Origin of the sequence: Ectothiorhodosinus mongolicus (assembly GCF_022406875.1) — a bacterium.
Lineage (GTDB): Bacteria > Pseudomonadota > Gammaproteobacteria > Ectothiorhodospirales > Ectothiorhodospiraceae > Ectothiorhodospira > Ectothiorhodospira mongolica.
Window position 1 is genome coordinate 956473 of the sequence record NZ_CP023018.1, and the last position, 16909, is coordinate 973381.

Annotated in this window: 19 protein-coding genes; 7 read left to right on the top strand and 12 right to left on the bottom strand. The window is 56.1% G+C overall.

The genetic code is table 11. The annotated features are described in order from the left end of the window. Nucleotide 1: 1 nt before the first annotated feature. The 5 genes from lysA to cbiE are packed head-to-tail and all read right to left on the bottom strand — an operon-like array spanning nucleotide 2 to nucleotide 4304. Nucleotides 2-1249, bottom strand: a complete 1248-nt coding sequence (gene lysA, locus CKX93_RS04390; RefSeq protein ID WP_076755480.1) for a diaminopimelate decarboxylase — start codon at nucleotides 1247-1249, stop codon at nucleotides 2-4. A 9-nt stretch (nucleotides 1250-1258) separates the two neighbouring features. After that, nucleotides 1259-1387 carry an LPS translocon maturation chaperone LptM gene (lptM, locus tag CKX93_RS09540; RefSeq protein WP_076755481.1) on the bottom strand — a complete coding sequence of 43 codons (129 nt, stop codon included), beginning with the start codon at nucleotides 1385-1387 and terminating at the stop codon, nucleotides 1259-1261. Between the two features lie 24 nt (nucleotides 1388-1411). Beyond that, nucleotides 1412-2245, bottom strand: a complete 834-nt coding sequence (gene cobA, locus CKX93_RS04400; RefSeq protein ID WP_076755482.1) for a uroporphyrinogen-III C-methyltransferase — start codon at nucleotides 2243-2245, stop codon at nucleotides 1412-1414. Between the two features lie 11 nt (nucleotides 2246-2256). Next, nucleotides 2257-3009: a precorrin-4 C(11)-methyltransferase gene (gene cobM, locus CKX93_RS04405; protein ID WP_076755483.1), complete on the bottom strand. Its 753-nt coding sequence runs from the start codon at nucleotides 3007-3009 to the stop codon at nucleotides 2257-2259. After that, complete coding sequence (cbiE, locus tag CKX93_RS04410) at nucleotides 3006-4304, bottom strand: precorrin-6y C5,15-methyltransferase (decarboxylating) subunit CbiE (protein ID WP_234982807.1); 1299 nt, start codon at nucleotides 4302-4304, stop codon at nucleotides 3006-3008. The genes cobM and cbiE overlap by 4 nt, the downstream gene beginning before the upstream one ends. A gap of 5 nt (nucleotides 4305-4309) precedes the next feature. Between cbiE and CKX93_RS04415 the strand changes: the two genes are divergently transcribed. After that, entirely contained in the window at nucleotides 4310-5080 is a 771-nt protein-coding gene (locus CKX93_RS04415; RefSeq protein WP_076755484.1) for a cobalt-precorrin-6A reductase, read from the top strand. Here CKX93_RS04415 and cobJ read toward each other — a convergent pair. From cobJ to CKX93_RS04430, 3 genes are read right to left on the bottom strand one after another with little or no spacing between them, the layout of a single operon-like run. After that, on the bottom strand, nucleotides 5047-5811 hold the full coding sequence (gene cobJ, locus CKX93_RS04420) for a precorrin-3B C(17)-methyltransferase (RefSeq protein WP_076755485.1): 765 nt from the start codon (nucleotides 5809-5811) through the stop codon (nucleotides 5047-5049). The two genes, CKX93_RS04415 and cobJ, sit on opposite strands and share 34 nt — an antisense overlap. Continuing rightward, nucleotides 5808-6539: a precorrin-2 C(20)-methyltransferase gene (locus CKX93_RS04425; RefSeq protein ID WP_076755486.1), complete on the bottom strand. Its 732-nt coding sequence runs from the start codon at nucleotides 6537-6539 to the stop codon at nucleotides 5808-5810. Before CKX93_RS04425 ends, cobJ begins: the two co-directional genes overlap by 4 nt. Further along, on the bottom strand, nucleotides 6539-7189 hold the full coding sequence (locus CKX93_RS04430) for a precorrin-8X methylmutase (protein ID WP_476700547.1): 651 nt from the start codon (nucleotides 7187-7189) through the stop codon (nucleotides 6539-6541). Before CKX93_RS04430 ends, CKX93_RS04425 begins: the two co-directional genes overlap by 1 nt. Before the next feature lie 110 nt (nucleotides 7190-7299). Between CKX93_RS04430 and CKX93_RS04435 the strand changes: the two genes are divergently transcribed. Beyond that, complete coding sequence (locus tag CKX93_RS04435) at nucleotides 7300-8370, top strand: alkene reductase (protein WP_076755488.1); 1071 nt, start codon at nucleotides 7300-7302, stop codon at nucleotides 8368-8370. Between the two features lie 28 nt (nucleotides 8371-8398). Then, a complete protein-coding gene (gene radC / locus CKX93_RS04440; protein WP_076755489.1) occupies nucleotides 8399-9070 on the top strand; it encodes a RadC family protein in 672 nt (223 codons plus the stop codon). Between the two features lie 15 nt (nucleotides 9071-9085). On the opposite strand, the gene CKX93_RS04445 is transcribed toward radC, so the two are convergent. Next, a complete protein-coding gene (locus CKX93_RS04445) occupies nucleotides 9086-9952 on the bottom strand; it encodes a dienelactone hydrolase family protein (RefSeq protein WP_234982808.1) in 867 nt (288 codons plus the stop codon). Nucleotides 9953-10066: 114 nt separating this feature from the next. On the opposite strand from CKX93_RS04445, the gene CKX93_RS04450 reads away from it, so the two are divergent. Next, nucleotides 10067-11854 (top strand): ABC transporter transmembrane domain-containing protein, encoded by a 1788-nt coding sequence (locus tag CKX93_RS04450; protein ID WP_076755929.1) that lies wholly within the window; start codon nucleotides 10067-10069, stop codon nucleotides 11852-11854. Nucleotides 11855-11861: 7 nt separating this feature from the next. Here CKX93_RS04450 and CKX93_RS04455 read toward each other — a convergent pair whose 3' ends face one another. Then, entirely contained in the window at nucleotides 11862-12752 is an 891-nt protein-coding gene (locus CKX93_RS04455; RefSeq protein ID WP_076755490.1) for a universal stress protein, read from the bottom strand. Between the two features lie 100 nt (nucleotides 12753-12852). On the opposite strand from CKX93_RS04455, the gene CKX93_RS04460 reads away from it, so the two are divergent. Genes CKX93_RS04460 through CKX93_RS04470 form a run of 3 tightly spaced genes read left to right on the top strand, consistent with a single transcriptional unit; the run spans nucleotide 12853 to nucleotide 15067 of the window. Beyond that, nucleotides 12853-13287, top strand: coding sequence for a hypothetical protein (locus CKX93_RS04460; RefSeq protein WP_076755491.1), 435 nt, complete (start codon nucleotides 12853-12855; stop codon nucleotides 13285-13287). Between the two features lie 2 nt (nucleotides 13288-13289). Next, nucleotides 13290-14072 carry an alpha/beta hydrolase family protein gene (locus CKX93_RS04465; RefSeq protein ID WP_076755492.1) on the top strand — a complete coding sequence of 261 codons (783 nt, stop codon included), beginning with the start codon at nucleotides 13290-13292 and terminating at the stop codon, nucleotides 14070-14072. Nucleotides 14073-14116: 44 nt separating this feature from the next. After that, nucleotides 14117-15067, top strand: a complete 951-nt coding sequence (locus CKX93_RS04470; RefSeq protein WP_234982809.1) for an SLAC1 anion channel family protein — start codon at nucleotides 14117-14119, stop codon at nucleotides 15065-15067. Here CKX93_RS04470 and CKX93_RS04475 read toward each other — a convergent pair whose 3' ends face one another. After that, nucleotides 15068-15661, bottom strand: a complete 594-nt coding sequence (locus CKX93_RS04475; RefSeq protein WP_076755494.1) for a DUF2726 domain-containing protein — start codon at nucleotides 15659-15661, stop codon at nucleotides 15068-15070. Between the two features lie 90 nt (nucleotides 15662-15751). Continuing rightward, nucleotides 15752-16903, bottom strand: coding sequence for an 8-amino-7-oxononanoate synthase (gene bioF, locus CKX93_RS04480; protein ID WP_076755930.1), 1152 nt, complete (start codon nucleotides 16901-16903; stop codon nucleotides 15752-15754). Between the last annotated feature and the right edge of the window lie 6 nt (nucleotides 16904-16909).

A 16909-nucleotide genomic window follows, 5' to 3' on the forward strand; every position in this document is an offset into this window, starting at 1 on the left:
CTTAATCGGGCAAAAGGGTTTCTCGCGCCAGCAGGGCATCCAGGCTTTCTCGAGGGTTAACGAGATAGGCCCGGTCCCCGTCGACCATGATTTCCGGTGGACGCGGACGCGTATTGTAATTCGAACTCATCACATAACCATAAGCACCGGCGGAGCGAATGGCCAGCAAATCACCCGTCTCTAAAGCCAGTGCTCGAGATTTACCAAGAAAATCACCGGTTTCACAGACAGGCCCAACAATATCCCAAGTGGCTGGCGCTACATCACGCGGCCGCACGGGCACAATGTCCATCCAAGCATCATAAAGAGCCGGGCGAATCAGATCGTTCATGGCCGTATCGACAACCGCAAAATACTTATCGGCAGTCGGTTTCAGGTACTCCACCCGAGTCAAGAGCACCCCGGCGTTACCGGCAATGGCCCGCCCAGGCTCTAATAAAATCTCGTAATCCAAGTCTTGCAGTTCCGCCAGCATCTCCCGAGCGTAGTCCTCTGGCAACGGCGGATTCTCATCGCGATAGCGGATTCCCAGGCCACCGCCAAGATCCAAATGCTGGAGATGAATACCCTCCGCATTTAGTGAACCGACCAAATCCAGCATTCGCCGCAAGGCGTCAACAAAGGGCTCGGTGCGGGTTAGCTGCGAGCCGATGTGACAATCAATACCAACCACCTGCACATGCGGCAGATCCGCCGCTTGGCGGTATACCGTCAGCGCAGTCTCAACATCCAAACCAAACTTGTTCTCTTTGAGCCCCGTGGAAATATAAGGATGCGTCTTCGCATCCACATCCGGATTGACTCGCAAGGAGATCGGCGCCAAGACCCCCAGTTCGCCAGCGATTTGATTGATGCGCCTGAGCTCAGGCTCAGATTCAACATTAAAGCAGCGGATACCCACCTCTAAGGCACGGCGAATTTCTTGGGGCTGCTTGCCGACACCGGAAAACACCACTTTGTCGGCTTGCCCACCGGCTAGGAGCACGCGCTCCAACTCACCCACCGAGACGATGTCAAAGCCCGAACCGAGGCGTGCCAACACATTGAGCACGGCCAAATTACTATTGGCTTTTACCGCATAACAAATGAGATGAGGCCGCGCAGCCAGCGCCTGATCAAACGCTTTCCAATGGCGCTCTAGCGTCGCCCTTGAATAGACATAGGCAGGGGTTCCGTGTTGCTTAGCAATATCTTCAAGATTGACTTGCTCAGCATGCAAGACGCCGCCCGAATAATTGAAATAATCCATGAGGGCGTATCAGTCCTGCTGCGGTGCGTCACTGGGCAGGAAAAGGTCACCTTTTTGACCACAACTGGACACCATGCTGGCCGTGCCCAGCACCACAACAATGACTACAAAAACGCTTCTGGCCCAGCAAAAAGGCATCACTATCCCCAAATACTCCGGTCTTTACCCGATTCCCACCACTTCGCTGGCCGCCTGCGTCACTACCTGCTCCAGTTCGGCCCGACAGGCAACGATATGGCCGATGACGATAATCACCGGCGCAGCAAAATCCTCCTGCTGCATGTGTTCCTCAAGCTTATCTGCCGTGGTAATCAATACTCGTTCATCTGCAGTGGTCGCGGAGGCGATGACCGCTGCCGGAGTCTGAGGCGCCATACCGCCAGCAAATAGGTCACTGAGTATGAGAGGCAGATTTTTCAGGCCCATATACAACACGATTGGCTGCCCCAGCTTGGCCACCTGCAACCAATCGATGCCGTCTGGAGTCATTTGTTTGCCGGCCCCATGGCCTGTTGCTAGGAAAATCGCCTGATTGACCCCACGATGAGTGGCGGGAATACCCACAGCACCCAAGCCGGCCAGACCAGCCGTGAGCCCAGGGATCACTCGGTGACCGATACCAGCCGCTTTTAATGCGGCCACTTCCTCGCCACCACGCCCGAAGATGTAGGGATCTCCCCCCTTGAGACGCACCACCCTAAAGCCGCGTCGCGCCTGGTCAATTAGCGTCACAACGATATCGTCTTGCGGGGTAGAGGGTTTGCCGCCCCGTTTACCGACAAAAACCCGCGCCGCACCGGGCCGCGCCAAGTTTAGGACACGCTGATCCACCAAGGCATCATGGACCAAGACATCGGCCTGCATCAATGCGGACAGGGCATGCACTGTGAGCAAACCCGGGTCACCCGGACCGGCACCCACAATCCATACATCCCCGGGCGTGAGTATCGGCAGCCCCGGCACCAAAGTGCCCAAATTATTGGTGGCAATATTCATTTCTGGTGAAATTATACCCGGTAGCGACGGTGATAATCTGGATCATACAATGCGCTTTCGCGAAAATCCTGTCCACCCAAAGCAGGACCGACCAAAATGAGGCCCGTTCGCTCCAGTTCATGGGCACTGCTTGCAGCTACCAGCTGTCCTAAGGAGGAGCGCACCAATAACTGTTGCGGCCAGGTGGCGCGAACGACGACCGCGGCTGGGCAGTCGGATCCATAAAAGGGCAAAAGTTTTGCCACCACTTCTTCCAATCGGTTGACCGCCAGATGAATGGCTAGCGTGGCACCACTACCAGCAAACTGCTCTAGAGTCTCGGACTTAGGCATTTTCGAGGCGCGTCCCGACAAGCGCGTAATCACTAGGCTTTGGCTGACTTCGGGCAGCGTCAGTTCCCGCCCCAATTCCGCCGCAGCGGCGGCAAATGCGGGCACACCCGGTGTCATGGTCCAGGCAATCCCAAGACGCTCCAAGCGACGAATTTGTTCGGCCACAGCGCTATAAATCGATAAGTCGCCAGAGTGCAGGCGTGCCACATCCTCGCCCGACGTATGCGCTCGCTGATACTCGGCTTCGATGGCATCGAGATCCAAGGGGGCAGTATCCACCAATCGAGCGCCTGGTTGGCAATGGCTCAGCACCTCCTTGGGTATAATTGAGCCGGCATAAAGACAAACTGGACAGGCCGCCAATAGGCGCACGGCTCGCAAAGTCAGTAAATCAGCCGCGCCCGGGCCAGCGCCGATGAAATGTACGGTCATAAAACCATCTCCGGCTTTTGCACTACCCACTGTAAAACGGTCATGCCAGGACGAAAAGCGTGCATTTGTCCGACTGCATCCAAGCGCTCAACCGACAGGCGACTGAGATGCCCACCCAGCTTTTGCCAAGCATTTTGTACCACCAATTCGGTTTCTACTGCCACGCAATTCACCACCAGACGACCGCCAGCACGCAGCGCCGTCCAGCAAGTTTCTATTAATTCAGGATTACGCGCACCACCGCCAATAAAAATGGCATCCGGAGTGGGCAGATCCAGCAATAAATCGGGCGCCTGACCGATGCGCACCTCAAACTGTGGCACACCCAAGGCCAGACTGTTGCGCGTCGCCCGCGCTGCCCGATCAACATCCACCTCGATACCGATGGCCTGGTTGGCTTTATGCGCCAAGAGCCACTCAATAGACACGGACCCCGAACCGCAACCCACATCCCATAACAATTGCCCTGCCTGGGGTTGAAGGCTGGATAGGGTCACAGCCCTGATCTCACGCTTGGTAATCTGGCCATCATGTTCGAACCAATCATCCGGCAAACCACGGGCTACGGGCCAGATGCGCGCTCCGGGGTCTGCCTTGACCTCCAGCCCCATGAGATTGAGTGCAGCGACATCTGCAAAAGTGAAACGCTTAGCCAAACACTGACGAATGCGTTCGCGCGGACCACCCAAACTCTCCAGCACCCAAACTCGGCTGTCACCAAAGCCCCACTCACTCAGCGCCTCACAAACAAGCCGCGGCGAGCTAGCATCTGCACTTAACACAAACAAACCCCGACCCGGCTGTAGAGCCGGTCGCAGACACTCCAAGGGACGATGCGTCAAGGAAACCACCGGTCTGTGTTTTTGTTCCCATTTGAGTCGGGCAGCGGCCAGCGTCAAACTGGAAAGCGTAGGGACACAAAGCATTTCCTCAGCAGGCAAAAAGCGGCGCAAAGTATTGCCAATGCCATGCAAAAAAGGATCGCCCGATGCCAGAACCGCCACAGCTTCACCGCGCAGTTGCATCAAGTCAGCCATACTGTCGCTCAGCGGCGATTTCCAGGCGACCCCCTTATCACCGATCAAAGATTCGGTGAGCTGCAAATGACGACGCGCGCCGAACACATGATGCGCTTGTGCCAGCAATTGCCGAGCTGCTGGGGACAGACCCTCGACGCCTTCCTCACCCAAGCCTATGATGCTAAGCCAAGGAGTGGATGTTTCCGGCGGTGTTGACTCATGGTCCATGAATTTGCCTTTGCCTTCGGTTTGCTCAAGCCAGCGCGAGCGAAGCACTCATAATGCCCGGCCCAGTGCGCATTTTGCTACTGGGTGGCACTCAGGAAGCGCGGCAAATTGTCGAGCACCTGATTCCAAACAGTGAATATCAAGGCGTTTACTCACTAGCAGGACGCACCCAATCGCCGCAGCTTCCCAACTGGCCGGTGCGCCAAGGCGGGTTTGGCGGCATTCCTGGCCTGATCGACTATTTGCGCCAGCAAGATATCGATCTCATTATCGACGCCACCCATCCTTTTGCCGCACAAATGTCTCGCCACGCCGTTGAAGCTGCGGCGACAGTGGGTATTGCAGTGCTGCGTGTGGAACGTCCTGCTTGGCAACCCGAAACCGCTGATGACTGGCGCTGCATGAATGATTGGGTCAGCCTGATCAAAGCCCTAGGAGCCGAATCCAGGCGCGTGTTTTTAAGCATTGGCCGGCAACATGTGGGCGAGTTTGTTGCTGCCCCCCAGCATTTTTACCTGCTGCGCAGTATCGAACCGCCCGAGCAGATGCCGCCCAATAGCCTCTGTCTACATGATCGTGGGCCATTCAGTCTGGCTGAGGAACTAGAGCTACTGAAAAAGCACAAAATCGAGGTAATCGTCAGCAAAAATTCGGGGGGTCAGGCCACCCAAGCCAAGCTCTTAGCCGCCCGCGAACTGGGTTTACCCGTGCTGATGCTTAATCGCCCCGCCATGCCCCCTGCGACCGCCGTGGCGGCCGATGCTGCGGCGGCATTGAGCTGGCTGAGCGCTTACAAGCCGCCACCCACAGAGCGCGGCGTATAAACCCAGGCGCCACCATCGGGGCGCTCAAGGCAGCGGGTCTCGGCTGTGCCGATCAGCACTAAGGTGCGCATATCCGCCTGCTCTGGCTGGGCATCCTGCAGTGAAGTCACAAGTACAGCTTCGTCTTCACGGCTAATGGCACGGGCGAAAATCACCGGCACGCTGGCCGGCAGATGACGTCGCAACAAGGCAAAAGTGCTACCCAATTGCCAGGGGCGAGATTGTGAGATGGGGTTGTACAAAGCCATCACCAGGCCTGCTTGCGCTGCGTGGGCTACGCGGTGCTCAATCACCGTCCAGGGCTTGAGATTATCCGACAAGGAAATCACACAAAAATCATTGCCCAGTGGCGCACCCAGCCGGGCGGCCACAGCCAATACCGCGCTGATGCCGGGATGCACTTGGATGGGGAGCTCACGCCACTGCAGATCGCCCTGTTCTAGGGCTTCAAAGACCGCCGCTGCCATGCCAAATACGCCAGCGTCGCCGGCCGAGACCACAGCGACTTGGCGGCCGTCCGCAGCCAACTGCAAGGCATGCCGAGCCCGCAGGATTTCCTCGCGGTTATCAGAGGCATGCACACATTGCTCAGGATGCGCTTGAACTCGCTGCACATAGGGCAGATAGCCCAATAAGTCCGTCGCCTGATGCAGGGCTTGGGTGGCGCGCGGACACTGCAGATCTGCAGCGCCTGGCCCCAGCCCGATAATGTCTAGTCGCCCGCCGCTCATCGTTGACCCAGCCTGCCGGGCACCAGGACGATGCTGAAATACGGGGGGATCTCTTCCTCGGGCACGTCGGCCAGACGCCGTACGCGCTGCTCAGGCATGCTGCCACCTTCTACCAGATAGGCGCGCTGTAAGCGACCAGCCTGTTGCAGGGCCGCGCGAATTTTCGGTAATTGCCGACCCACTTTCATGAAAACCAGGGCATCGCTGCTGGGGATACGCGCCTGCATCTCACTAGCGGGCAATGTGCCAGGCAGAACGGTGAGCACATCATCGCCATGGGTGATGGGTGTATTCGCCGCCGTCCAGCAGGCGCTCATTCCCGTCACGGCGGGCACGACCTCGGTATCATAGTGCTCAGCCAGTCGATCATGTAAGTACATGTAAGACCCATAGAAAAACGGATCCCCCTCACAAATCACCGCTACATCCTGGCCGGCATCAAGCAATGCCGCGATGCGCACTGCGCTGTCATCGTAAAATTGGTGCATTTGCTCATGATAACGGCTGTCGCTGAGCGATACTTCAGTGGTGAAGGGGTATTCCAAGCGCAGCTCTTTTTGCCGCGGCAAAAGATGTGGCGCTGCAATGCGCCGAGCCTGACCTTCGCGACCAGGTTTGACGAAATAAGCGACCACCGGCGCGCTTTGCAGCAGGCGCAATGCCTTCAAGCTGAGTAGTTCCGGATCGCCCGGTCCCAAGCCGATTCCCAATAAGCGACCTATCGCCATTATTCGCGCTCACAGGCCAAAGCATTAATCGCCGCTACTGCCATGGCACTCCCGCCCAGACGCCCGTGCACGACGATGGATGCGAGGGCACTTTCATCGGCCAAAGCTTGTTTCGACTCGGCGGCACCGACAAAGCCCACTGCCATGCCGATAATCAAAGCCGGGGGCGGTGCACCAGCATCCAATAATTCCAGCAAATGGAACAAAGCCGTTGGGGCATTGCCGATGGCAACCACAGCTCCCCGCAGCCGCTCACCCCATAGGTCTAATGCCACCGCCGAGCGGGTATTGCCCTGTGCGCGAGCTAAGCTGGGCACCTGCGAATCATTAAGCGTGCAAATCACCGGGTTATCAGCCGGCAAACGCGAGCGCGTGATGCCGTGGGCCACCATTTCACTGTCACAAAGAATAGGGCATCCCGCGACTAAGGCCGCCCGACCAGCGTCAGCAGCCCCCGGAGAGAACGCCAGATGCGGTGTGACATCCACCATGCCGCATGCGTGGATGATGCGTACCGCCACGCGCTCCTCCCAGAAGCTCAGCCCAGACAGTTGTGCCTCGGCACGAATGGTGGCAAAGGATTGTTCGTAGATGGCAGCGCCATCGCGGATGTAATCTCGCGTCTCAGTCATGGTGGGTCCGTTACTGATCAGCCAGTCGCTGCAACAACAAGCAGCAAATGACTCAAAAATGAATCCTGTTAGAATGCGAACACTTAGCTCAAGCTAGCCATCTTATCAGGATCAGGGGAAAAGCTTTCATGCCCAGCAAAGATGTGGATCTTTTTTCGCGTTTGTACGCCGGAGCCCTGGACCTCAAGAACCGAGTTGTCATGGCACCAATGACCCGTGGCCGCGCGGCGGATGACGGCACGCCGACCGAGTTAATGGCCGAATACTATGCTCAACGAGCCAGTGCCGGGCTAATTATCACCGAGGGCGTTTATCCCTGCGATATGGGCAAAGGCTATTTGCGTACGCCGGGCATCTGCACCGATGAACAAGTCGATGCATGGCGGCAAATTACCGATGCAGTGCATGCCGCAGGCGGGGTTATCGTGATGCAATTAATGCATGCCGGGCGCATTTCTGATCCCAGTTTTCTACCGGGAGGCGCCACCCCCGTGTCGGCCTCGGCTGTGCCGGCCCGGGGAGAGTCACTCACCGACGCTGGGCCCAAACCCTTTGTCACACCGCGAGCTATGACCATTGACGAGATTGAGGAAGTGATCGAGGACTACCGAACCGCGACGGCGACCGCCTTATTCGCGGGGTTTGATGGCGTCGAGCTGCATGCCGCTTCCGGTTATCTGCCGGAGCAGTTTCTGTGCTCCCGTTCGAATCTGCGCGATGATGAATACGGCGGCAGCTTGGAAAACCGTGCTCGGTTTATTCTAGAGCTGGCTGATGCCATGGCTTCGGTTCGTAGTGGTGACTACATCGGCATCAAACTGGCACCAGAGATGGTATTCAACGACATTGCCGACGATACGCCCCAAGATACCTATAGCTACTTGGTCGAACAACTTAATGATTACCGTTTGGCCTATCTCCACGTGGCGCAATTTGAAGCCAGCACCGACTATCATGAACTGCTGCGACCCTTGTTCCGTGGCGACGCCTATCTGGCGGGAGGCAATCTCACACAAGCATCTGCTGAGGAGATGGTTCGCTCGGGGCGCGCCGATGCGGCGGTGTTTGGCAATGCCTTTATCAGTAACCCTGATTTGCCGGAACGTTTTCGACACAATGCGCCGCTGACCGAGCCTGATCGCGACACTTTTTATACGCCGGGTCCCAAAGGCTATACCGACTACCCGCCGATGTCCTAACTACTCACGGAAACAAGGAGGTTTCCTCATGGCAATTCATGAATGGCCGGCTGAGTTGCGGCCGCGCGAGAAATTATTACTCAAGGGTGCTGCATCGTTATCGGATGCGGAGTTACTGGCTATTTTTCTGCGCGTTGGCACGCAAGGCGTGAGCGCGGTGGATTTGGCTCGGCAATTGCTAACCCAGTTTGGCGGCTTGCGACCATTGCTGACGGCCACTCAAGAATCATTTTGCAGCTACAAAGGGCTGGGCTCAGCCAAATACGCCCAACTGCAAGCTGTACTGGAAATGCACCGTCGCCACATGCTGGCAAAGCTCGATCGCGGCGAGAAGATCACCCACCCAGCACAAACCTGCGAAGTACTGGCGGCGCAGCTGCGTGATTATCCTTATGAGGTTTTTGGCTGCCTATTGTTGGATAAACGCCATCGGGTCTTGGTTTTTGAGGAACTGTTTCGCGGCACGATAGACAGCGCCGGAGTCCACCCGCGCGAGGTGCTGCGCTTGGTGATGCGTCATAACGCAGCGGCGGTGATTCTGGCCCACAACCACCCCTCAGGAGTAGCCGAACCCTCGCGCGCCGATGAGCTAATAACCCGCCGCATCCAAGATGTTCTGGCCTTAGTGGATGTCAGCGTACTGGACCATGTCATCGTCGGTGATGAGTGTGTCTCACTGGCAGAGCGCGGCCTGATCTAATCGCGTCGACTTAGGTTAAGGGCTAAGGTGCTGGTGCATGAACTGGGATGAGCGCTGCAAGGCATCCCGAGTGGCAAGATCATCAGCAAAAGTGCGTATCGGCAAATCGCGGAAATCGAAACCTCGACCGATCCCAGGATAGGTGAACAGCTGCACGGGTAAACCCTTGTCACGCATGCTTTCTACCGCCGTATCAATGCCGCGTTTGCGCTGATACTGCTCATTTTCACCGACAAAAATCATACTCGGAATGCGCAATTGGTCCGCCTCCAACGCATAACGATAGACCTGCATAGGCTCGGGTGCATTGGGGTCCTGCATGTGCGGGTAATAGCTCACGAAGCAGGCCAAGGCATCGGCTTGGCGCTCAAAAGTCACGGCGAGTTTCAGGGCTAAATACCCACCACGAGTGTGTGAGTAGACGCAGAGCTTGTTTCCACCGTGGCGTGGCCCAGCGATGATGGCATTCAAGACCTCATTCAAATCGCTCTCAAGCACATAATCATGCTCGATGGGCATCGTCTCAATGAATCGCGCCTGATAAAGATCCGGAGCGTAAACCACAAATCCCCGGGCGGCGAGACGACGCACGTGCCCCTGTAGCAAAGGATCTACACCGCGGCGCCCATGCACGAATAACACCCCGGGAAAATCACCTTGTGCATCGGGGCGGGCCATAAATACCGGCACATCCACCTCATCGGTAGATATCTCAAAGCGCTCCACTTGGACCCCATAATTATCGGGCACGGGCAGCTGGCCATCAGACCACCAAGCTCTGTCCCACCAACCGGGCTGGGTATCCGCCTTAGCAATAGCCACGCAGGTCAGGCTCAATAGGAGAACCGAAAACCACCACATACGACGCTTGATCAGGCTCATGTGCAACTCCTTCATCCCCCAGAAACCCGAGTATCGGCGTGCCCTCCCACCAGGGTCAAGGGTCAGGCGCTGCTATACTGTAGCCTCTGCTCTCTATCTTTGTTGGATCCCCTATTGGCCGAACATGATTTCAGTATCAGTGATCGCCCCACCAGCCTGAACCTGAGGGTATTGGGGCGGCTACTGGGTTTTGCCAAACCGCACCTGGGGCGGGCCATGCTGGCGGTGTTGGCACTGGTCATCGGCTCTGGCGCCGTTTTGGCCTTTGGCTTGGTGCTGCGCCTGGTGATTGACCGCGGCTTGGCAGATGGGGATGCCAGCGCTCTGAATTTGGCATTGGGCCTTTTGCTGTTGGTCATTGCTGTGATGGCGGTCGCTGTTGCGCTACGGCTTTATCTGGTCACTTGGATTGGTGAACGCGTGGTGGCCGATGTGCGCCGCGCTGTCTTCACGAGGGTACTGCGTCTGGACCCCAGCTTTTTTGAGGTGACGCGAACGGGTGAGGTGATTTCCCGGCTCACTACTGATACCTCCTTGGTGCAGGTGGTTGTAGGCTCCACTCTGGCGATTGCTATGCGCAATTTCCTGCTTTTTTGCGGTGGCTTGACCCTGTTGGCCATTACCAGTCCTAAACTCACATTCTGGGTCATGTTGGGCGTGCCCTTGGTGTTTATTCCTATTTGGATATTGGGGCGACGCGTACGCGATTTATCCCGCCAAAGTCAGGATCGCGTTGCTGATGTGGGGGCGTACATCGATGAAACACTGTATGGCATCCGGACGGTACAGGCTTTTTGCCGCGAGGCCGTCGATACCCTGCGTTATGGTCAGCAAGTGGAAGGCGCGTTTCAGGCTGCGGTCAACCGCACCCGAGTCAGCGCCCTACTCAGCGCTTTGGTCATGCTCTTGGTGTTTACCGCAATTGCCTTGGTGTTGTGGGTGGGCGGTCATGATGTGCTCGCGGGCCGTATGACTCATGGGCAGCTGGCGGCCTTTGTTTTTTATGCGGTGCTGGTGGCGGGCGCCGTGGGCGCGCTCAGCGAGGTCATCGGTGAATTGTTGCGCGCTGCTGGTGCTGCGGAACGTCTGATTGAACTTTTGGATACCGAACCCACGATTACCTCACCAGCGATGGCCGCAGCTTTGCCCGTTCCAGCGGCAGGCAAAGTCGAGTTCGACAATGTGGTTTTCCGATATGCCTCACGCCCGGATAGCCCCGCGTTGGACGGCATTCATCTCACTCTGGCCCCCGGCGAGAAGCTAGCGCTGGTAGGCCCCTCGGGAGCTGGAAAATCAACTTTATTACAATTACTGCTGCGTTTTTATGATCCCGAATCGGGCGTCATCCGCTTCGATGGCGTGGATTTGCGCTGCGCCGATCTGGCTCAGTTACGCCAGCGCATGGCGTTGGTTCCACAAGATCCGGTGATTTTTGGTGCCAGCGCATGGGAAAATATCGCTTTTGGTCAGGATAACGCTTCTGCTGATGCGGTCCGGGCCGCTGCCGAGGCGGCTTATGCCAGTGAATTTTTGGACCGCTTGCCCGATGGATTCGACAGCCATTTGGGTGAGCGCGGCGTGCGCCTATCAGGCGGCCAGCGCCAGCGCATTGCCATTGCGCGGGCTATTTTGCGCGATCCTGCGCTGTTGTTGCTGGATGAAGCCACCAGCGCTTTAGATGCTGAAAGCGAGCGTTTGGTGCAAGAGGCCTTGGAGCGTCTCATGCAAAACCGCAGTACGCTGATTATTGCGCATCGTCTCGCCACTGTGCGTCAAGCAGATCGCATCATTGTGATGGATCAGGGATGCATCGTCGCCACGGGTAGCCACGATCAGCTCATCGCTCAGGGTGGCCTTTATGCCCGTCTGGCTGAGCTGCAGTTTCGGGATCTGGCCGCTTAATATCGCGTTATTTGCGCACCAGTAACACATCAGCCTCTTTGATCTGATGAACCACGCGGCGGGCAACACCACCGAGCAGTACATCCTTAATTCGGCCTCGCCCATGAGTACCCATGACCACCAAATCGGCTTTGGTCTCAACCACCGTCTTGGCGATCATGTCATGAGCCTGACCCAAGACCAGCTTAGCCTCATAACGCCCCTCACCCAGTTTACTGGCATCCAAAAAGCGCTCTAACTCTAACTGCCGGTCCGCCTGGACATCTTTCTCGATGCGCTTGAGTTCGCTGGCTTGCAGACGATTGCGCAGTACTTCATCCAAAGCACTCATATCAAAAGCGTGAATCGCGAGCAAAGGGCTTTGAGTAGCCAAGGCGTTGGCCCAGCGCAAAGCCGCGGAAGAGAGCGCCGAAAAATCGACCGGGACCACGGCACGCTGGTAGGCACTGGCCGCGGCATTTTTCACCACCAGAATCGGACGCTCGGTGCGATTCACCAAGTTATGGGTGGTGGTTCCCAGCAGCACGTCCTGAATACGGCGTTGTCCATGCGAACCCACCACGACCAAGTCTGCCTTCATAGCCTCGGCGTGTTCGAGGATCTTGCGATAGCCCTGACCCTGTTCACACACGTATTCCGTGCGTCCATCATCCACCGTGCCCAGAGCCATCAACCGCTCACGCATTGATTGCGTCTGATCGTCTATTTGCGCCGCCAAGGCCGTATCGCTGTCCGCTCCAGGGGCGCGACCACGCGCTTCAACTCCGAAGCCACCGCTCAGAACGCTTAAAACCCTCAGAGTGGCACCATGCTCAGCCTGTAACTGTAAAGAGCGACGACCTGCATTATCCGCACCCGAGGACAAATCCGTTGCGTAAAGAATGCTCTTTAATTTCATGTGATTGACCCCTTAAACCAGGCTGGGTGATGCGGGCTGCGACACCTTCGGTTACCATGAATTATACCCCTGCACCAACGACAAACCCCAGAGTAGGCTTATGACTGAAAACAATCCTGGCAAAAATGGTATGCCGCGCTGGGCGCGCCTGCTAATTACCCCGCTGATCATTATTAGCGCGGGCCTATTTATTTGGAGCCAGTTGCCTTCGGGTTCTTATCCCACTGATATGAGTCGTATTGGCGACGGGCGCCCTGCTCTCGTGCTCACTTATGATCTTGCCTTTTTGTCGGGGCAAGCGGTTATCGAAATGATGAATGAAGTGCGAGACCGTTATGAACCGCACATGCACTTTCTGATTGCCAACCTAGGCGAACCTCAAGGACGCGCTGTTGCAGAACGCAATAATGTGGGCGATGGCGCCGTGTTATTGTTTTCTGAAACCGGCGAGCGCCTATTCCTTTTTTATCCACGCAACACCCAAGAACTCGCGCAGGGCATTGATCAAACGTTTCGCTTCGACGCTGCTTATTGACCATGCCAGCGGGAACCCAGCGACTCCAGTTTGAGGGAAGCCTTGGCCATGTTTTAGCAGCACGGCTAGATTTACCGGAGGGCAAACCCCGTGCCTATGCGCTTTATGCGCATTGTTTTAGCTGCTCTAAGGATATTCTCGCTGCCGCCCGTCTCAGTTCCGCGCTGCGTAAACACGGGATGGCGCTGCTGCGCTTTGACTTCACGGGGCTTGGCGACAGCGGCGGCGATTTCGGCGAAACCAATTTTGGCTCGAATTTAGCAGACCTGCGCTGTGCGGCCGAGTTTATGCGCCGCGAGTATGCGGCGCCACAGTTGTTGGTGGGGCATAGCTTAGGCGGGGCCGCAGTGCTAGCTGTTGCTGGCGATATTCCCGAAGTGCGAGCAGTAGCCACTATTAACGCTCCCAGTAATGCTAAGCATGTAACGCATTTGTTCGATACCCACTTGGACACCATACGCCGCCATGGAGAGGCTAAGATTTCTCTTCAGGGACGTGACCTCAGTATTCAAAATCATTTCATCGAAGACTTGGGCCAGCATGATATTCTGGGGAAAGTTGCCCAGCTCAATCGTCCGCTCATGATCTTCCATTCCCCTCAGGACGATGTGGTGTCGATTGACCATGCGGCAATGATCTACCGAGCCGCGCGTCATCCCAAAAGTTTTATTTCGTTGGATCATGTAGACCACATGCTAACCCGCTCCGAAGACGCCAATTACGTGGCGGGCATTCTTTCTGCTTGGGCGGCGCGTTTCCTCGATGCAGCGGATGCGCTAGAGTAGCGCGCCTTCACTCTCTATCGTGTTAAATCCTTATGACTGAAACCATGCCTGCGCGTCTTGCGCACTTTCCCATCGCCTTTTACGCCATGCTCATGGGCCTTTTGGGTTTTGCCATTGTTTGGCTGCGCGCCGACAGTATTGTCGCCGTGCCCCATATCATTGGCTTGGGGATTTTGGCATTTGCTGGCCTTGCCTTCTTGGCGGTCACAACGCTTTATATCCTAAAATTCCTGCGCCATCGCGACGCGGTTTTGGCCGAGCTCAACCATCCGGTGAAACGTAACTTTTTCGCCACGTTCTCCATCACCCTAATCTTGATCTCAATTGCCTTGATGCACTTGGCGCCCGGCATCTCTTTGGGATTTTGGGTTGTTGGCAGCGCTCTGCAGTTGGTCTTTTTGCTGTATGTGATGTCGATTTGGATCAATCACACCAGCTTTCAAATCCAGCACATGAACCCCGCTTGGTTTATCCCTGTAGTGGGCAATATCATTGTACCCATAGGTGGGGTATTCCACGGTTTTGTGGAAATCTCTTGGTTTTATTTCAGCATTGGCCTGATTTTCTGGATCGTGCTTTTGGGGATTATTTTTTATCGGGTCATTTTCCACGACCCATTGCCCGAGCGTCTGGTGCCTACCCTATTTATTCTCATCGCGCCGCCGGCTGTGGGTTTTCTCAGTTACATGGTGCTGACCGGCCACTTGGACGCGTTTGCGCGCATATTGGTGTATGCCGCCTTCTTTTTCACCCTGCTTTTGTTCACCCAAATAGGGCTATTTAGCCGGATTAAATTTTTTCTTTCTTGGTGGGCCTATTCATTCCCCATGGCAGCCATGACTTTGGCCGCTATGGTTCTCTATGAGCACACTGGTCTACATGCCCACCATGTGCTGGCTATCGGGCTGCTGGTGATCTTCACCCTAATCATTATTGGTTTGATCTACCGCACAGCCCTAGCCATCTGGCGCAACGAGATTTGCGTGCCTGAATAACTAAGCTGGGCTTGAGCCTTCTTGCGGCGGCATTACCTCAGCCACCGTTTCCTTGGCCTCTGCAGGCTTAGCAGCTTTGGCTGGCTTTTTCCCTTCCAGCATGCCCGCTACCGTGGTCTTGGCCAGACGCGCGGCTGATCCCTGTTCGGGATCGATAAAGCCGAGCGGCAGTTCCACTTCTGCGCAGACCTCGCTTAAAAACGCATCGCGATCTGGAATCAGCGGACTGCCAGGCTTACCGCTGCGCACACGTACGGCGCATATCGGAGAGGAATCACTCTTACGCACCACCACGTAGTCCAGCTTCTTGCCTTTAAGCCGGGCGGTCAGAGCCTGTCGGTAGGGCTGATCCTGGGTGACTTTGACATTCATGATGTCCAACGCATCGACTTTGGCAAACACCCGATACTCATCCCCTACGGTATCTTCGATAGCCTGCAACATCTGCATGTCTTCCTGATTCAGAAAGTGTTCAGCCTTACTGTAGTTATAGCTGGATGCTGGGGGCGGGGTCAGGGCGGCGCGGTAACGGCTGTAGAACATGAGACCGGAAACCACAATTATGACCAGCAGAACAAATTGAACAGCCATCATTTTAGATTTTCCTCCAAGTCGAGTGATGTTTTTATCAAACCTGATTGTGTCTGCGGGCTTGGCAAAAATACAAGAAAAAAGTGTCAGAATTTATTCCTGTATAAAATTTGCCAGAGCATCAACCAGTCGGTCAATGTCTTCCTGCTCGTGTAAAGCGCTCAGAGTAATGCGCAATCGGGCTTGGCCTTTGGGTACGGTAGGAGGACGAATGGCCGGCACCATAAAGCCCGCTTCCCAAAGCTGCTCGGCGATGCGCAGAGCATGCATCGATTCACCCAGAATCAGAACTTGGATGGGGGTCGCCTGGCGCCCACCAATGGCCAGCCCCTGCTGCTTGGCAATGTGCAGAAAATAATCAATATTTTCTTGCAGGCGAGAACGCGGCTCGGGGTCCTCGCGAATAATACGGATACTTTCGAGCGTTGCCTGGGCCAGAGCTGCTGGCATGGCTGTAGTGTAAATATACGTTCTCGCCGCTTGTATCAGGGTCTCAATCAATTCATCGGACCCTGCGACAAACGCCCCCGCTGTTCCCAAAGCCTTACCCAGCGTGGCCATCAAAATGGGCACCTCACTCTGACTTAGGGAAAAGTGCTCCAATGAGCCGGCGCCACTGGATCCTAAGACACCAAAACCATGAGCATCATCTACCATCAGCATCGCACGCTGGTGGGTCAGCTCAGCCAACTGGGGCAGGGGTGCCAGGTCTCCATCCATAGAAAATACCGCATCTGTACTGACCAAAACCTGTTTCTGGGTGGCTTGCAGTCGGCGCTGCAAAGCTTCGACATCGGCGTGTGCATAGCGCTGCAACCGGGCACCACTTAGGCGCGCCGCATCAATCAAAGAGGCATGATTGAGGCGATCTTGGCAAATCAAGTCATCTCGACCCAACAAAGCCTGAGCGATGCCCAAGTTCGCCATGTAGCCCGTAGAGAACAACAAAGCGCGCTGCCTGCCCGTCCAATCGGCAAGCGTTTCCTCTAGGTGATGATGGGCGCGGGTGTGACCATTGATGAGATGAGCGGCGCCCGCACCGACGCCAAAATGTTTTGCTCCCGCCTGAAACGCAGCCTTTACCCGCACATCATTGGCTAAACCCAGATAGTCATTGCTGCAAAAAGCCAGTACGCGGCGACCATCGATGATTTGATGAGGCTGTTGAGGCCCGTCCAAAATTCGCCGCTGGCGATATTGGTGAGCGGCTTGCAGATCCTCTAGACGGCCACGCAAATGCTGCATGGGCTT